This window comes from Neisseria sp. P0019.S003, from assembly GCF_051957115.1.
Taxonomy (GTDB): domain Bacteria; phylum Pseudomonadota; class Gammaproteobacteria; order Burkholderiales; family Neisseriaceae; genus Neisseria; species Neisseria flavescens_D.
Map to the genome: position 1 here is coordinate 445,788 of NZ_JBQCWT010000002.1, position 16,082 is coordinate 461,869.

Annotated in this window: 15 protein-coding genes; 5 read left to right on the top strand and 10 right to left on the bottom strand. The window is 46.7% G+C overall.

Features of this window, described 5'->3' with window-relative positions; genetic code table 11:
• Positions 1-52 precede the first annotated feature (52 nt).
• Together ACTHTS_RS05280 and ACTHTS_RS05285 are read right to left on the bottom strand one after the other, a co-directional pair.
• Positions 53-502 carry a DUF4124 domain-containing protein gene (locus ACTHTS_RS05280; protein WP_440369417.1) on the bottom strand — a complete coding sequence of 150 codons (450 nt, stop codon included), beginning with the start codon at positions 500-502 and terminating at the stop codon, positions 53-55.
• Positions 503-514: 12 nt separating this feature from the next.
• A complete protein-coding gene (locus ACTHTS_RS05285; RefSeq protein ID WP_440369418.1) occupies positions 515-805 on the bottom strand; it encodes a hypothetical protein in 291 nt (96 codons plus the stop codon).
• 89 nt (positions 806-894) lie between these two features.
• Here ACTHTS_RS05285 and ACTHTS_RS05290 point away from each other — a divergent pair, with 89 nt between their 5' ends.
• Positions 895-2,523: an ABC-F family ATPase gene (locus ACTHTS_RS05290; protein ID WP_440369419.1), complete on the top strand. Its 1,629-nt coding sequence runs from the start codon at positions 895-897 to the stop codon at positions 2,521-2,523.
• 183 nt (positions 2,524-2,706) lie between these two features.
• The gene (locus ACTHTS_RS05295) at positions 2,707-5,178 is read left to right on the top strand and encodes a calcium-binding protein (protein ID WP_440369420.1); all 2,472 of its coding nucleotides are present in this window, start codon (positions 2,707-2,709) and stop codon (positions 5,176-5,178) included.
• A gap of 89 nt (positions 5,179-5,267) precedes the next feature.
• Here the strand turns inward: ACTHTS_RS05295 and ACTHTS_RS05300 are convergent, their stop codons facing one another.
• On the bottom strand, positions 5,268-6,485 hold the full coding sequence (locus tag ACTHTS_RS05300; protein WP_440369421.1) for a D-alanyl-D-alanine carboxypeptidase family protein: 1,218 nt from the start codon (positions 6,483-6,485) through the stop codon (positions 5,268-5,270).
• Between the two features lie 205 nt (positions 6,486-6,690).
• Here ACTHTS_RS05300 and ilvA point away from each other — a divergent pair, with 205 nt between their 5' ends.
• On the top strand, positions 6,691-8,214 hold the full coding sequence (gene ilvA, locus ACTHTS_RS05305) for a threonine ammonia-lyase, biosynthetic (RefSeq protein WP_107737433.1): 1,524 nt from the start codon (positions 6,691-6,693) through the stop codon (positions 8,212-8,214).
• A gap of 59 nt (positions 8,215-8,273) precedes the next feature.
• Here ilvA and trmB read toward each other — a convergent pair whose 3' ends face one another.
• The 3 genes from trmB to ACTHTS_RS05320 all read right to left on the bottom strand — a co-directional run bounded on the left by trmB (position 8,274) and on the right by ACTHTS_RS05320 (position 11,547).
• Positions 8,274-8,990 (bottom strand): tRNA (guanosine(46)-N7)-methyltransferase TrmB, encoded by a 717-nt coding sequence (trmB, locus tag ACTHTS_RS05310; RefSeq protein ID WP_440369422.1) that lies wholly within the window; start codon positions 8,988-8,990, stop codon positions 8,274-8,276.
• 143 nt (positions 8,991-9,133) lie between these two features.
• Positions 9,134-9,790 (bottom strand): response regulator, encoded by a 657-nt coding sequence (locus ACTHTS_RS05315; RefSeq protein ID WP_440369423.1) that lies wholly within the window; start codon positions 9,788-9,790, stop codon positions 9,134-9,136.
• Positions 9,787-11,547 (bottom strand): histidine kinase, encoded by a 1,761-nt coding sequence (locus ACTHTS_RS05320; RefSeq protein ID WP_440369424.1) that lies wholly within the window; start codon positions 11,545-11,547, stop codon positions 9,787-9,789. Before ACTHTS_RS05320 ends, ACTHTS_RS05315 begins: the two co-directional genes overlap by 4 nt.
• A gap of 260 nt (positions 11,548-11,807) precedes the next feature.
• On the opposite strand from ACTHTS_RS05320, the gene mobA reads away from it, so the two are divergent.
• The gene (gene mobA, locus ACTHTS_RS05325) at positions 11,808-12,389 is read left to right on the top strand and encodes a molybdenum cofactor guanylyltransferase MobA (protein ID WP_063075735.1); all 582 of its coding nucleotides are present in this window, start codon (positions 11,808-11,810) and stop codon (positions 12,387-12,389) included.
• A gap of 124 nt (positions 12,390-12,513) precedes the next feature.
• Here mobA and ACTHTS_RS05330 read toward each other — a convergent pair whose 3' ends face one another.
• From ACTHTS_RS05330 to ACTHTS_RS05345, 4 genes are all read right to left on the bottom strand, one after another.
• The gene (locus ACTHTS_RS05330) at positions 12,514-13,353 is read right to left on the bottom strand and encodes an NAD-dependent epimerase/dehydratase family protein (RefSeq protein ID WP_440369425.1); all 840 of its coding nucleotides are present in this window, start codon (positions 13,351-13,353) and stop codon (positions 12,514-12,516) included.
• Positions 13,354-13,394: 41 nt separating this feature from the next.
• Positions 13,395-13,877 (bottom strand): DUF2269 family protein, encoded by a 483-nt coding sequence (locus ACTHTS_RS05335; protein ID WP_440369426.1) that lies wholly within the window; start codon positions 13,875-13,877, stop codon positions 13,395-13,397.
• Positions 13,874-14,263, bottom strand: a complete 390-nt coding sequence (locus ACTHTS_RS05340) for a DoxX-like family protein (protein WP_440369427.1) — start codon at positions 14,261-14,263, stop codon at positions 13,874-13,876. The genes ACTHTS_RS05335 and ACTHTS_RS05340 overlap by 4 nt, the downstream gene beginning before the upstream one ends.
• A gap of 262 nt (positions 14,264-14,525) precedes the next feature.
• Positions 14,526-15,044, bottom strand: a complete 519-nt coding sequence (locus ACTHTS_RS05345) for a GbsR/MarR family transcriptional regulator (protein ID WP_063068990.1) — start codon at positions 15,042-15,044, stop codon at positions 14,526-14,528.
• Between the two features lie 246 nt (positions 15,045-15,290).
• Between ACTHTS_RS05345 and ygiD the strand changes: the two genes are divergently transcribed.
• Positions 15,291-16,067, top strand: a complete 777-nt coding sequence (gene ygiD / locus ACTHTS_RS05350; protein WP_440369428.1) for a 4,5-DOPA dioxygenase extradiol — start codon at positions 15,291-15,293, stop codon at positions 16,065-16,067.
• The last annotated feature ends 15 nt before the right edge of the window (positions 16,068-16,082 follow it).

Below are 16,082 nucleotides of genomic sequence, written 5' to 3' on the forward strand. Positions count from 1 at the left end.
AAAAGGCCGTCTGAAAACCAAATTTCAGACGGCCTTGCTGGTGTGGTAAATATCAATAGGCAACAGGATCTTGATATGCAGGCTGGCGTTGCGCCGCGTCATAGTTTTCCTGAGCCGAGCGGACGGCTTTTTCCAAACTGTTTATCCGTTCGAGATAACGGGCGTAGTTACGCTCATTGCCATAACGCACTTTTTTGCCTTCTTCCAAATTTTTCTTGGCGGTATCTAAAGCACGCTTAGCCGCGCCGACATCAGCTGGATTGACCGGGGCAACAGCTTCTTCTGCTTGCTCGGCTTTGCTTGGGGAAATCGGTGTTGCCGGTGTTGAAACAGGCGCAGAAGTATATACGGACGGTTTGTCGATATTGCTGGCTTTGCAGTTTTTACCGCCGGCTTGGGTATAGACTTTGCGGCCGGCAGAATCGGTACATTCAAAAATAGGCGCGGCGGGAACCGCAGTTGTCAAAGCGAGCAGTAATGTGCTGATCCAAAGTTTGTTCATTTTTATTTTTCCTTAAAACCATTTCCACCAAACAAACAAAGCCGCAATCATGATGATGTTGGCGAATAGGATGGGTTTCCACTGTCTGGGTGCGCGCCGCAATTCGGCGCCCGAGCGCGTGCGGCGGATATAGAAAAACGGGCTGAGCAGCATGGAGGCGGCACATACCAAAATAATCATAGCGTAATAGATTTTGTGCGTTTCCATATCGTTTCTCCGTTTCAGACGGCCTGAAATGCTGTCTACAACGCATTTTTGCGTGAAGCGTTGCCTGTTTTCATCTTGCATCGAAATTGGGCGCATTTGCCATGGCCTCAATCCTGAGGTCTTTGCAAAAATATGCTACAATCGCGTCCGATTATAACATTCTATTTATAAAGGTTTTACGAATAATGATTTCTACCAACGGCATCACCATGCAGTTCGGCGCAAAGCCGCTGTTTGAAAACGTATCCGTCAAATTCGGCGAAGGCAACCGTTACGGCTTGATCGGCGCCAACGGCTCAGGCAAATCCACCTTCATGAAAATCCTCGGCGGCGATTTGGAACAGACTGCCGGCGAAGTAGCGATTGAAAACGGCGTGCGTTTGGGTAAATTACGCCAAGACCAGTTTGCCTACGAAGACATGCGCGTGCTGGATGTGGTGATGATGGGACACACCGAAATGTGGGCGGCGATGACCGAGCGTGATGCGATTTATGCCAACCTCGAAGCCACCGAAGACGACTACATGAAAGCCGCCGAACTGGAAGCCAAGTTCGCCGAATACGACGGCTACACCGCCGAAGCACGCGCTGCCGAATTGTTGGGCGGCGTGGGCATTTCCGAAGATTTGCACAATGCGACTATGGCAGAAGTTGCACCGGGCTTCAAACTGCGCGTATTGCTGGCGCAAGCCCTGTTCTCCAAACCAGATGTATTGCTTTTGGACGAACCGACCAATAACTTGGACATTAATACCATCCGCTGGTTGGAAGGCGTGTTGAACCAGTACGACTCCACCATGATCATCATCTCGCACGACCGTCACTTCTTAAACGAAGTCTGCACACACATGGCGGATTTGGACTACAACACCATCACCATCTATCCGGGCAACTACGACGACTATATGCTCGCTTCTGCCCAATCGCGTGAGCGCGCTCTGAAAGACAATGCCAAGGCAAAAGAGAAACTGCAAGAGCTGCAAGAGTTCGTTGCCCGCTTCTCCGCCAACAAATCCAAAGCCCGTCAGGCAACCAGCCGTCTGAAACAGGCAGACAAAATCAAATCGGAGATGGTCGAAGTCAAACCTTCTACCCGTCAAAACCCATATATCCGTTTTGAAGCCGACGAAAAAGCCAAGTTGCACCGTCAGGCAGTGGAAGTTGAAAAACTGGCCAAACGTTTTGAAACCCAGTTGTTTAAAAACCTGAACTTCATCCTTGAAGCAGGCCAACGCCTTGCCATCATCGGCCCGAACGGCGCAGGTAAATCTACCTTGCTGAAACTCTTGGCCGGCGCATACAACCCCGAATATTCAGACGGCCTGTTGCCGGACGAAGGCACCATCAAATGGGCGGAAAAAGCCAGTGTCGGCTACTATCCGCAAGACCATGAAAACGACTTCGACGTCGATATGGACCTGAGCGAATGGATGCGCCAATGGGGTCAGGAAGGCGATGACGAGCAAGTCATCCGCGGCACTTTGGGCCGCTTGCTCTTCGGCAGCAACGATGTTGTGAAAAAAGTTAAGGTTCTCTCCGGTGGTGAGAAAGGCCGTATGCTTTACGGCAAACTGTTGCTGTTGAAACCCAATGTCTTGGTCATGGACGAACCGACCAACCACATGGACATGGAAAGCATCGAATCCTTGAACATGGCGCTGGAAAAATACAACGGAACGCTGATTTTCGTCTCACACGACCGTCAGTTTGTATCTTCATTGGCTACCCAAATCATCGAATTGGATGGCAAAGGCGGATATGAACACTACTTGGGCGATTACGAAAGCTATCTGGAGAAAAAAGGTTTGGCTTAAATCTTTACCAACAATCTAATAAGGCATTGAGATGCCGTCTGAAAAATTCTATGTTTTCAGACGGCATTTTCTTTTCAAAATTAAACAATAGTATATTGAACTTTTATGCCAAAGTTATGACTAATAAAAGACTTTTACAAAAAAATAATTCAATATTACGACATTTTTGAAGGAATATATTAAATGATAAACATTAAAACAGCAGTGCCTGATGCCTCTCAATATGGTGCAAAACTTGCCTACACGACTTACGAGGCAGAACAAGGCAAGTTGAAGAACGGTATCGTTGAGAACCAGTCTTCTTCTAAAGAAGCAGATCGCGCAACTGCCCGTGAAGCAAGCGGTCAGGCATATGTCGATTTGCCGACCAATGCTTCAGTTTCATTTGTTGCACAAGCAGAAGCCAATGCCGCAACCATCCGTTATACCGTTCCTGACGGTGAAAGCGGTAAAGTAGAAGTCAAAGTCAATAATACAGTGATCGGTACTTTGGATTTGTCTTCCAAATCTAACTGGCAATATTTGGATAACTATACATATCATCCGAATGACGATATTAAAGTTCATGATACGCCTGCGGCAGATAGGCTTGCCCGCTTCCAATTTGACGAAGTCAGCCAATTATTTAAAGATGCCCATATCAATAAAGGAGATACAGTTACCATCACTAATCTCGACAGCACGCCCGTAGGCATTGACTTGATTGATTTGGAAAAGGCACCGGATGCCATTAGACAGCCTGAAAACAGTGTCAGCATTACTGATTTCGGCGCAGTCGCCAATGACGGCTCGGATGATTACCAAGCATTTATGGCTGCGATTGAATCTGCAAAAGCGTCTAAAAAATCTGTTTACATTCCTGAAGGTCAATTTGATTTTTCACGACCGATTTCTCTTTATGTTCCTGATGGCATTAAGATTACCGGTGCAGGGCAATGGTACACTAAGTTACATTTTTTGAATACAGAAGCTGCTAAATACGATGATAAGGGTTATGCGAGCGGTGGCGGTGGTATTACTTTTGAACCCGGTAGTAAAGATATAGATTTGGGCAATCTCTCTATGGATTCAAATCTAAATTCAAGACATGATGAGAAAGCCAATTATAAAGGGATATCCGGCACTTTAGGTACTGGCTCTTCTATTCACGATATCAAAATCGAACATTTTGAAGCTGGCGTATGGATTGGAGATTATTCTAAAAACAAACCTTTAAATTACACTGATGGTTTGACTATCTCCAATGCCACTATTCGTAATAACTTTGCAGACGGCGTTAACTTTGCACAAGGTACCAGCAATTCTACCGTTATCAATTCCAATATCCGCGGCAATGGTGATGATGGCTTAGCAACATGGTCAAGTCATCATGAGAATACCAATGCCCATGTTGCTGAAAATAACCACTTTTTAAACAATACCGTTGAATTAGGCTGGCGTGCGGCAGGTATTGGTATCTTTGGCGGCAAAGGTCATGAAGTAGCCAATAACCTTATCAAAGATAATGCCAATTGGGGTGGCGTACGCTTAAACACAGTCTTCAAAAACAGCCATAATTTTGATTTCAATGATACGGGTATTTCCGTTCACGATAACTTACTGGTAAACAACGGGACTAATGCGGACACATATGGACGTGTTAAAGGTTCTATCGATTTGGAAGAAGGCAGGGATTATGCTACTCCCAAAAAAGATATTTTGGGAGAACTTAACAATATCAAAATTGAAAATAACACTATTGTGAATAATCTTTCCGACCAAGAGATTACTAAAACCCGTAATCCTAAAGAAGGCAATATTCCGGAGCCTGCAAACGAGACTACATTAACCATCGAAAATAATCATAGCCTTTCGGTAGCAGAAAATACTTCTGCAAAAAATATAGTGGAAGTAGATGATCAGAGTCTTACTCAAGCTGCGAATCATTTAGGTGCTGATAATGTCATCACAATTACAGACAGCAGCCATGCTCTTGTCAGCGGCGGCGATGGCAATGACCGTATCAGAGGCGGTTTGGGCAATGATACGATTAACGGTGATTCAGGTAATGACATTATTTTTGGCTATGATGGAGATGACCGTCTAAATGGCGGTCTTGGTAATGACTCTGTACATGGAGGCAATGGCAACGATACCTTATGGGGCGAAAGTGGCAATGACCGTTTGAATGGCGGCGATGGTAACGACGTTTTGTTCGGCGGACAAGGAACCGATTACTTGGTAGGCGGCAAGGGTGCCGATACTTATGTTTTCAGCCTTGGAGAAGGTAAGGATACGATTACCGATAATGTGGGCGAACATAATGCACTGCAATTTGGCCAAAATATCTCTGTTAGTAACCTGCATATTGATGCCATTACTGATGTTCGAGGCAATATCGATTGGAAAATTACCATCAAGGGATCAGAAGGGGACAGCATAACCATCAATGACCAATTCGTTTCCGGTAACACTAACGATGCCGTGATTGATACTTTCCGTTTCGATGAAGGTACATTGAGCTTGCAAGAGTTGATGGGCAGGTTGTCAGGCAACGGCAATATCAATAATTTGTCAGCCGTCAATACGCATACTGAGCGCATGAGCTACTCGTCTGTCGATACGGCTGATGTTCACGATGACACAGCATCTACCGCCAACGCTGGAATTATCTAATTAGCTGTCTTTTAGGCTGAATAAAGGCCGTCTGAAATCTGGAAAATAGATTTCAGACGGCCTTTATTTATGTTTTGATAGAAAGAGGATTAACTGAATAATCCTTTAAACCACAACACAATCGCGTCCCACATACGGCGCAACCAGCTGCCTTCTTCCACGCCGGTCAGGGCAACGACGTCTTTTTCGGCAATAATTTTGCCGTCTTTCATGACTTTCAGTTTACCCAATACTTGGCCTTTTTCAATTGGGGCGAGGACGGGCTGAAGCGTTTCTAAGATTGGTTTGACGTTTTTGCCGGTATCGTGGGGAATGGTAATGTAAACATCGTCCAAGAAACCGATATCTACGGCTTTGGTGCTGCCTTTGTAAACTTTGACTTGGGAAATCACTTCTCCGCCGTTGTAAAGTTTAGGCGTATCAAATGCCTGCAATGACCAGTTGAGCAGTTTGCTGCTTTCGCTGGCGCGCGCTTCGGTAGATTCGGCACCGGCAAGGATGGAAACAATACGGCGGTTGTTGCGTTTGCTGGAAGCGGCGAGATGGTAGCCTGCACCTTCGCTATAGCCGGTTTTCAGACCATCGATACTGCTGTCGCGATAGAGCAGAAGGTTGCGATTGGGCTGCTCGATATTATTGTATTTGAAAGATTTGTTTGCAAACAAAGGATAGTATTTAGGATAGTCATTAATGAGCGCGGCGGCCAAGATGGCAAGGTCGCCAACGGTTGAAACATGGCCGTTAGAAGAAATGCCGGTCGGGTTGTTGAAGTGGGTGTGCTTCATGCCCAAGCGTTTGGCTTCTTCATTCATTTGTTTGACGAATTCGTCGATAGAGCCGTTGCCAATGGCTTCGGCAAGGGTAATGGCGGCATCGTTGGCCGATTGGATGGTTGTACCCTTAATCAAGGAGCTGACGCTGACAGGAACTTTCGGATCAAGGAACATGCGCGAACCTTCGACTTTCCATGCGGTATTGGAAACGGTCAGCATTTGGCTTGCTTCAAGTGTACCGTTTTCTAATGCTTTAAAGGCAAGGTAGGCGGTCATCATTTGCGTCAACGCGGCAGGCTCGATAGGCGTGTCGGCATTGTTGGATGCCAAGGTTTGCTTGCTGTGCAGGTCGGTAACGATGTAGGCGGTTGCCGCGATTTCCGGCGGCGTTGTCGGGCTGTTGATGCTGTGCAGCAGCGGCTGCGTTTGAGTCTCGCCTTGTACGGCAGGTGCGGATGCAACCGGGTCGGCAGCAAGGGCAGGGGTATTCAGGAGGGCAGCAAAAATTAAGCTAAGTAGCGTTTTTTTCATCATTATGTATGGATTTGAATATGAGTGGATACTGTTATGAAGCAAACAGTTTGGCATATTAAATAGATATTAAGCGGACATTATACCGTCTCATTTAGGCTTTGCTAAGATTTTTCTTGCCTTCAGACGGCCTCAGGGGTATGGTTTTAACTTTTTCCTCCGGTCGATTTGACCGAATTGCAATTTATTTCCGAACACTAAAAATACCATGAACCATTCCCTTCCTCTTTCTGATTATCTAACCCGTATTTTGACCGCTTCCGTTTATGATGTAGCCGTAGAAACGCCTTTAGATTTGGCGCGCAGTCTGTCAGGCCGTCTGAACAATCAGGTTTTGCTCAAACGCGAAGATTTGCAGCCTGTGTTTTCGTTCAAAATCCGCGGTGCGTACAACAAAATGGCGAAGCTGCCTAAAGAAGCCTTGGATTGTGGCGTGATTGCTGCCAGCGCGGGCAACCATGCGCAGGGTGTGGCTTTATCGGCGCAGTATTTGGGTTGCCGCGCCGTCATCGTGATGCCGGAAACAACGCCTAAAATCAAAATTGACGCGGTAAAGAGCCGAGGCGGCGAAGTGGTATTGAAAGGCGTGTCTTACAACGATGCCTATGATTATGCGATGGAGTTGGCAGAAAAGGAAAAACTGACCTATATCGCGCCATTTGATGATCCTGACGTAATTGCCGGTCAGGGAACCATCGGCATGGAAATTCTCCGTCAACACCGCAATATCAATGCGATTTTTGTTCCGATTGGCGGCGGCGGTTTGGCAGCAGGCGTAGCGGCATTTATCAAACAGGTTTGCCCTGAGATTAAAGTGATTGGCGTGCAAACCGATGACTCTTGCTGTATGAAGCAATCGGTAGAAGCAGGGAAAATCGTACATTTGAAAGATGTCGGCCTGTTTTCAGACGGCACAGCGGTTAAAGTGGTGGGTGAGGAAACCTTCCGCCTGTGTAAAGAGCTGTTGGACGAAATTATTACGGTCAATACGGATATGTTGTGCGGCGCGATTAAAGATATTTTTGACGATACGCGCAGCATTACCGAACCTGCAGGCGCATTGGCGCTTGCCGGCTTGAAGGCTTACGTTGCGAAAAACAATATCCAAGGTCAAAACTTGGTTGCCGTCACCAGTGGCGCCAATATGAACTTCCACCGCTTACGCCACGTTTCAGAGCGCAGTGAGCTGGGCGAGGGCAACGAAGGCATTTTCGCCGTTACTATTCCCGAAGAAAAGGGCAGCTTCCTGAAGTTTATCAATTTGTTGGGAAGCCGGAACATTACTGAGTTCAATTATCGCTACGGCAGCGATAAAAATGCGCATATTTTTGTCGGTTTGCAAACCGCCGGTGCGCAAGATTTGGCAGTCATCAGTGAACAACTGACTGAAGCAGGCCTGCCCAATGTCGATTTGACCAATGATGAAATCGCCAAAATCCATATCCGTTACATGGTCGGCGGCCGTACGGAAAAAGTAGCCAACGAACGTTTGGTCAGCTTTGAATTTCCTGAGCGCCCGGGTGCGTTGTCCCGTTTCTTGAACCATATGCGTGCCGAATGGAATATTACTTTGTTCCATTACCGCAACCATGGTGCAGACTATGGCCGTATTTTGGTCGGTATCGATGTACCTGAAAGTGACAATGAAGCCTTTACCGACTTTTTGGAGAGCTTGGGTTATGTTTATAAAGAAGAAACCGATAATCCGGCTTATAAACTTTTCTTGGCTTAATCAGTAAGATAAAAGGCCGTCTGAAACTTTTCAGACGGCCTTGTGTTTTATGTTTGGCTTTATTTCTTACGGAACACCAAGTCCCAAACGCCATGACCCAATCGTTTGCCTCGGGCTTCAAATTTGGTTTCAGGGCGATAATCGGGCGTAGGGGCATAATCGGCAGCCGTGTTTTGCAAAGCATCGAAACTGCTCAAAACTTCCAGCATTTGCACGGCGTATTCTTCCCAGTCGGTCGCCATATGGACATAGCCGCCGCTTTTGAGTTTGGGCAGCAGCTTTTCAACAAACGGCACTTGTACCAAGCGGCGTTTGTTGTGGCGTTTTTTGTGCCAAGGGTCAGGGAAGAAAATATGAATGCCGTCTAAAGAACCGTCTTCCAGCATCTTTTCCAACACTTCCACCGCATCATGACGCATCACGCGGATATTGGAAATGTGTTCTTCCTCAATCAGCTTTAAGATATTGCCGACGCCCGGGCCGTGAACATCAATCGCTAAAAAGTCGGTATCAGGCAGACGTTTGGCGATTTCCACTGTCGCGACGCCCATACCGAAACCGATTTCCAAAACTTTAGGATTGTCCCATCCAAAAGCATGGTTCAAATCCAAAGGAGCTTCTTGGAAGTCCACACCAAATTGCGGCCACATTGTATCGATGGCGCGCTGTTGGGCTGCGGTCATATGGCCTTGGCGCAAGACGAAACTGCGGATGCTGCGTTTGTGTTCTTCTGGAACGGTATTTTCGGGCGTATTTTCTGGAATGTTTTCAGACATGTTGTTTTAAATCAGTGAGAAATCAAATAAAGAGGCCGTCTGAAAGAATCAGACAACCCTGCATATAAATCGGCGTGATTATAGCGAATAAACGCTTTTCCTGAAACCTTTCAACAACAAGGTTTCAGGTTCAGACGGCCTTTTTAAGACAATTCCGGTTGCGGTACTTTGTGTTGCACCGCATAAACCGCAGCTTGAACGCGGCTGCTTAGGTTCAATTTGCGCAACAGGTTCTGCACATGCACTTTGACGGTTGACTCTGCCAGATTCAAATGGCGGGCAATGATTTTGTTGCTGTGTCCGGCGGCAAGATAGCCCAAGATTTCCATCTCGCGCGGGGTCAGTTGCTCCAGCAGATGGTCTAAGCGGGAAGGAGAAGGAGAAATCAGCGATTGCACCAAGCGGCTGGTCATTTCTGGAGAGAAGACATTGTCGCCATCGACGGCTTTACGGATGCTTTCCAACAGGAAGTCGGCATTGATGTTTTTCAGCAAAAAGCCTTTTGCACCCATACGCATACATTCGGTCAAATCATCGCTGTCTTCAGAAACAGTCAGCATAATGACGGTCAGGTGCGGATTGATACTTAAAATTTGAGCCAATGCCTCGCGGCCGTTCATAACCGGCATATCCAAGTCCAGCAAGACCACATCAGGCTTGAGCTGCTCAACCATTTTTACTCCGGCCAGGCCGTCTGAAGCTTCGCCGACGACTTCAAAATCAGGTTGGCGCGAAAGCAAGGCCTTGATACCGCTGCGAAATAGGGTGTGGTCGTCAATAAGGGTAATTTTAATCGTCATGATGCTGTTCTCATTTGTTGCGGCAAAGTCAGCATAACCGCCGTACCTTGCCCAATCTGCGATGTAATGGCCAATTCTGCGTTAATCCGTTGGGCCCGTTCCTGCATAATGCCCAAGCCGACATGTTCGCCTGAAGGCCGGTTTGATAGGTGTTCTTTATTAAAGCCTGCGCCGTCGTCCCGAATCGTCATGACAAAATCGCCGTGGTTGGCAATTTCGACGCTGACATGCTGCGCACGCGCGTGTTTCCGGATATTGGACAGGCTTTCCTGCAAGATGAAGATGATTTGCAAATGCTCATCATAATTCAAAGCCTGCCCGTCGTCCTGCCATTTTAAATCAACCGGGATACCGGTTTGTCGTTCAAAACGCGCCAGCAGCGATTCTACCGCTTCAGGAAAATCTTTATTACTGATTTTGGTGCGGAAATTCATCAGAAGCTCGCGGACGTCTTCATAGCATTCCTGCACGCCGTCTTTAATGAAGCCGATATTTTCTTCAGCCTGCTCGCGTTGGTTTGAAGCAAACGCGCTTTCCAACATTTGCACCTGCAAATTCAAAAAGGTCAGGGCTTGTGCAATGCTGTCATGCAAACCTTGTGCAATCAAGTTGCGTTCCTGCAAGACAGCAAGCAGACGGCGTTCTTGTTCCATGCGGTTGTTGGCGATGGAAATCCCCAGCTGCCCGCTTAAAGTCTGCAACAATTTTTCGTCTTGCTCATCAGGCATATGGCCGTCTGAAAAATACAGGGCCAATACACCGAGCTGTTCGTCTTGGTAAGCGATTGGGAATTCTACACGATTTCCCTCTTCGGTTTCACCGACACTTGCCGCCAAGTCAGAGCGTTTGCGTTCTTCATCGGAAAGATATACCGTACCGCCCAAAGCGGAAAACGCCGGCAGAATCTGAGCCAAAAATTCTTCTGCGGCCTGTTGCGGCGTAAAGGTTTGGTGCAGGTTGCGCGTAGTCTGGTAGAGCAGGGTCAAGTCACGGTTTTGCCGGGCCAAGTCTTGGGTTTGTTGGGCAACCTGTCCTTCTAAATCCGTATAAAGCGTTTTCAGACGGCGGCTCATTTGGTTGAAGCCCTTGCTGACTTGGGTGAATTCACGAATTTGGTCTGTATCGATTTGTACCCCGAAACGACCTTCGCTGATGGTTTCTACCCCGTCGCGCAATTTTTCCAGCGGCCGGATGATCCACGAATAATGCCAAACAATCATCAAGCCGGCAGCCACTAAAATCATCAACATCATCGCCATTTGAAAACGGCGCAGCCACAAAGTATTTTGCTCGTTGGCGTTTTCCATCGCTTGTAAAAACAGCTCGATATTGCCGGCAAAACGGTATAGGCCGATTTGGGTCGGTCGCTCGTAATGTTGCAAAGAAGGCTTGATGTTGGATTCCCAATCAATCAACAGCATCGATTGGATCAAATCGTAAGCCAGCGGCATTTGTGACGGAATCAGCGGATGAATGGCATCGCTTTGCGTTACATTGGCCAGCGTACGTTCAAATTCTTTGATTTGGTTGTCAATTTGAGCATTGGGCGTACGGACGCTTGCCATATAAGCCAAGCGATACACCTGCATTTTCAAGCTGCCCGCATCTTCAATCGTTTTAGCCGCGCTTTCCAAACGCCAAGAAAGCAGCAGGGTAAAGGCAATCGATAAAAAAGCCGAGCCGACCCATAACACAGTCAGTAGTTTTAAACGCGAGGACAGGCTCAGGCCGTCTGAAGATCCGGAGAATAAACGCATAAAGCACGCAGGAAGACTAATCCGATAATCTTATAAAAATATCATTCTTTCGGCTTATAAACAACCTGTCTAAAATAATTGTATGGTTATGATAAGAAAAAACAGGGGTTTAATGTAAAATCATGTTATGATAAAATTCATCTTAAGTGAATTAAATCACAAAATCAGATTTCAGACGGCCTGAAGCCTTAAAAACTTATTCCATAAATACAACATCGCGAATAACACTTACACACTCTGCTTTGCAAAGGACTACCAAAATGAAAATTTTTGCACTGATATTGGCCGGCGGGCAGGGAAGCCGGATGGGAGGTGTCGATAAAGGGTTGGTGCAATGGCACAATAAAGCCTTGATAGACCACGTTATCGAAAAAATCCGCCCGCAAGTCAGCCATATCGCCATCAGTGCCAACCGCAACCTTGAGTCTTACGCCCAACGCAGCGCGCACGTTTTCTCGGATGCGCGCCAATGGCAGCATTACGGTCCTTTAGCCGCCTTATGTACTGCCGCCAACGATTTACAAATTGCCACTGCCGATTGGCTGCTCATCGTATCCTGCGATATGCCGCGTTTGCCGGAAAACTTGGTTTCCCAGTTTGAGACTATCGCCAAACGTACGCCGTTGTGCAATGCATTTTACGTTGAAACCCCGTCCAGACCGCATTACAGCGTGATGTTTATCCGTCCGCAAATCCTGCAAAGCACCGTGCCATACCTTTATTCAGGAATGCGCAGCATACGCGGCTGGTTGCAGCAGCAACGCGCGCGGGTTGTCCATTTCCCTTATGAGCAGGATTTTATCAGCTACAACACGGAAAACGATTTGGCCCAGCCTTTGTAGCTGGGTAGGTAGAAGCAATAAGCTTCTGATGAACTGAATTGTTTTGCAATAAAGTATTTTATAGAAGCTTTAGGCCGTCTGAACAACAGACGGCCTTTGTTTTGTCATTTTAAAGTTAAATGAATTATAGGCAACCAGCAAAGTTTTCTGCTGCCAATGGTTCCCTGCCTAGTAAAGCTGCAAAATCAGAATAGTCGGTGCATGAGCCTTGCTGGAGTAGGGCAAAGCTGTCGCGGCTGATAATGCCGTTGCTGAGGATGTTTGCCAACGGCAGCGCTGGGTCAATCAGTTGCAGGGGAATAGGCAGAATACGTTGCGGCGGTTTATGGTGCAGGGTTTGACGGATGGTGGTCAGGTATTCCGCCAAGGTTAGCGTTTGGCTGCCGGTCATATTGATGACGCTATGGTCGGTGTTGGTTTGGACGGCAAGTTTTGCCAACCCTTCGGCAACATCGGCAAGGTGTACAGGCTGTAAATGAAAGCGACCGGCTTCCGGTAAGGGAAGTAAAGGGAGGTGGGCTAGCTTGATGAATAGCTCGCAACTGGTTCCTCCACGTCCGTAAACGACGGATGGTCTGGCTATGGCAATCGGTATGCCGCTTTGAGCAATGGCATCATCGCCACGTCCTTTGCTGCCGACAAAGTTGATGGATTGAGATGGATCGGCACCCAGCGCGGATAGTTGCACCCAGCGTTTTATGCCTGCTGCTTTTGCCCATACGGCGAGCTGTTTGGGGGTGTGGTGGTGTACGGTTTCGAGTATTTCGGCATGCCTGCTCATAATTCCAATGCAGTTGATGAGGACGTCTTGCCCTTCCAATAAACGGCGTGCGGCGGTTTCGTTGGGATGAAGAAAGTCGAAGGCGCGGCGGTCGGGCGTGCAAACTTGGTGACCTTGTTCTTTGAGGATTTGAACGGTACGGCTGCCAATAAAGCCGCTGCCTCCGAAAATAATGATGTTCATATGCTTTTCTTTATATTGTTAATAAGGCCGTCTGAAAACCTTTAAATCGGTTTCATCACCATCAGGAAGTAAATCACGATAGTGGCGCAAAAGGCAGGGTAGCCGAGCAATTCCCAGCGTCTGGCGTAACGCCAGTAGGGCTCCGGAATGGTGTCTGCGTTTTCTTTGTGCGCTTTTTCGGCAATTTTTGCCATGCGGATTTGCAGCCAGACAACAGGTAGCCAGCAAATGCCTGAAAAGATATATAAAGCCAGCGTCATCCATATCCAATTTTGTTCCAGCATGGTGGTAACAGTGTAGCCGCGTTCATACAGCATCCATAAGCCAGATAAGGGTTGGAAAATGACGGCAGGCGTGGTAAACCACCAATCTGCTTTGATGACCCAATGCGAGACGACCGACTGCGCGGCAACCGAACCGCTGCGGTTTGCCCAAAAGAGGTAAAACGCTGTACCAAAACCGGTGCCGACCATTAAAGTAGCCGAGATGATGTGCAGGGTTTTAACGATTAAATAGGTATTCATTTTTTATCTCCTACGGATTGATACAGGAAAAATAAAGTAGCCATAATCGGCAGGTTTTTTACCAAAGGCGCAAATGGATGTGCCCACATTTCGGGTAACCTAAAGGCGATAATCAGGCTGTATGCCGCGACGGTTATCAATTGCAGCAGCCATACTGAGGAATGGGAACGAAGGCGGCTGAAGCATAAAAAAGCAAAACCAATGTCCAGCAGAGAAGCGGCGATTAATGTAGGCCATTGCAACGGATTGGGAATACCGACCGAATGCAGCAAATCCAATGACATTTCAGGCATGAAAAACAGAGGTTGGGTACCGCTCCACAGCCATAGCAGCCCCATCGAGTAAGACAGGTAGGTGGGTAGGGTGTGCGTAGTGTTGTCGGACATGCTGGTTTCCTATTTTGTTTTGGTTTAAATATATAATTAGTCTGTAATTTCTATAATTTCTGTTAAAAGAGAAATTATGGGGCAAAAAATTTTAAATAGGCTCCGGGACTGTTTCTTTAGGAGGGAAATCCATATCCAGTGATTCAAAATCTACCAAAGAATATCAAGCTTCAGATAAATATGCCCATGCAAGGCTGCCATGAGCATGTTTCCGTATCCTAAATAGCATTGGCTATGTTTATTGAGAACAAGTCCATTGCCATCATCGGAAAAATTTTTGTATTCCAGCGCCTATTTTCAAAATTTTTACCATGGTTGAAGTAGAAAGCTTCAGCATTTCATTTGCCCACACGGTCAGCGTACTAATGAAATCATGGGTTTGTTGGATTCGCTGCTTGGCAGTTTCATTTTCCTGACTAAATTCGGGGCTGTCGATCAGGCTTTGCAAAAATTGCCGCGTCGGTTCTATTTCGCGCTGCATACGCACTTCAGCAATGGTGCGGAACAAAGTCCAGACATCATCCGAAGTTTCAAAATGATCGCGCCTATCGCCCAAGATATGCACAGTATGTACCAATCTCAGGTTTTGCAGCTCTTTAATACTGTTGCTGACATTGGAGCGCGCCACGCCGAGCGTTTCGGTAATTTCCTCGGCATTCATCGGCCTGCCCAAGATGTAGAGCAGGGCGTGGATTTGTGCAACGGTACGGTTGACCCCCCATTTGGTACCCATTTCGCCCCAATGGAGGATAAATTTTTCAGTGGTCGGATTCAGTTTCATAGTAATGGTATTCTATTTTTATCTTTTATTTCTGTCAATACAGAAATAAAGAAATTTTAGCGTATGAAGTAAAAATGTTCAGACGGCCTTTTAATGCATTTTTCTAAATACATCAATGGTACATCCAACTTTGTCAGCTATTATTTCCTATTAGTAAAGGATATTGTTCGTAAACCGGTATTTTTTGAATAAAAATTTATCCGTACAATCTGCTGGATCAGATAACGAGGAACAGAACATGAAAAAATGCCTGTATTGTTTGTTGGGCATGGTAGTCCGATGAATGTGTTGGATAAAGAAAACCCGTTCAATCAGAATTTCAGCCTAATTACGCAAAAGTTTGCCAAACCCAAAGCCATTTTGATGATTTCAGCGCATTGGTACAGTAGCCGTTTGCAGGTTACGTCTGGTAAACACCCTGAAATGATTTACGATTTCTACGGCTTTCCTGAAGAGCTCAGCCAAGTGCAATATCCTGCACCTGGCTCGCCTGAGCTGGCGGAGCAAGTGAGATTGTTATTACTGCCGGAAAGTGTCGAGCTGAATCCAACGCGAGGTTTTGATCATGGTGCTTGGGCGGTATTGAAATATCTCTATCCCGGTGCTGATATTCCCGTGGTGCAACTTAGCCTTAATCGTTTGCAATCGGCAGAAAGGCATTTCAATTTAGCGAAAAAGTTAGCTGCTTTACGAGAACAAGGCGTGCTGATTATCGGCAGCGGCAATATTGTACATAATCTGAGGGCGATAAGCTGGGAGTATATCGATCAAATCGGTGCAGGGTATGACTGGGCATTTGCTTTTCGTGAAACGGTCAATCAGGCAATTGCAACACGAGATGATGAAACCTTGGTGCATTATGAGCAACTAGGCGAAAAAGCTAAGCTTTCTGTACCAACGCCGGACCATTATTTGCCGTTTCTCTATATCATGGCATTACGCGAACCGCAAGACGACATCACGTTTTTTAACGATCAGCTAATTGCAGGTTCGCTTAGTATGACGTCGGTTTTGGTGGGGTAAAAAGGAAAAAAATCA

Coding starts and splice junctions, on each gene's coding strand:
- ACTHTS_RS05280 (WP_440369417.1), bottom strand. CDS start 502: ATGAACAAACTTTGGATCAGCACATTACTGCTCGCTTTGACAACTGCG.
- ACTHTS_RS05285 (WP_440369418.1), bottom strand. CDS start 805: ATGCGCCCAATTTCGATGCAAGATGAAAACAGGCAACGCTTCACGCAA.
- ACTHTS_RS05290 (WP_440369419.1), top strand. CDS start 895: ATGATTTCTACCAACGGCATCACCATGCAGTTCGGCGCAAAGCCGCTG.
- ACTHTS_RS05295 (WP_440369420.1), top strand. CDS start 2,707: ATGATAAACATTAAAACAGCAGTGCCTGATGCCTCTCAATATGGTGCA.
- ACTHTS_RS05300 (WP_440369421.1), bottom strand. CDS start 6,485: ATGATGAAAAAAACGCTACTTAGCTTAATTTTTGCTGCCCTCCTGAAT.
- ilvA (WP_107737433.1), top strand. CDS start 6,691: ATGAACCATTCCCTTCCTCTTTCTGATTATCTAACCCGTATTTTGACC.
- trmB (WP_440369422.1), bottom strand. CDS start 8,990: ATGTCTGAAAACATTCCAGAAAATACGCCCGAAAATACCGTTCCAGAA.
- ACTHTS_RS05315 (WP_440369423.1), bottom strand. CDS start 9,790: ATGACGATTAAAATTACCCTTATTGACGACCACACCCTATTTCGCAGC.
- ACTHTS_RS05320 (WP_440369424.1), bottom strand. CDS start 11,547: ATGCGTTTATTCTCCGGATCTTCAGACGGCCTGAGCCTGTCCTCGCGT.
- mobA (WP_063075735.1), top strand. CDS start 11,808: ATGAAAATTTTTGCACTGATATTGGCCGGCGGGCAGGGAAGCCGGATG.
- ACTHTS_RS05330 (WP_440369425.1), bottom strand. CDS start 13,353: ATGAACATCATTATTTTCGGAGGCAGCGGCTTTATTGGCAGCCGTACC.
- ACTHTS_RS05335 (WP_440369426.1), bottom strand. CDS start 13,877: ATGAATACCTATTTAATCGTTAAAACCCTGCACATCATCTCGGCTACT.
- ACTHTS_RS05340 (WP_440369427.1), bottom strand. CDS start 14,263: ATGTCCGACAACACTACGCACACCCTACCCACCTACCTGTCTTACTCG.
- ACTHTS_RS05345 (WP_063068990.1), bottom strand. CDS start 15,044: ATGAAACTGAATCCGACCACTGAAAAATTTATCCTCCATTGGGGCGAA.
- ygiD (WP_440369428.1), top strand. CDS start 15,291: ATGCCTGTATTGTTTGTTGGGCATGGTAGTCCGATGAATGTGTTGGAT.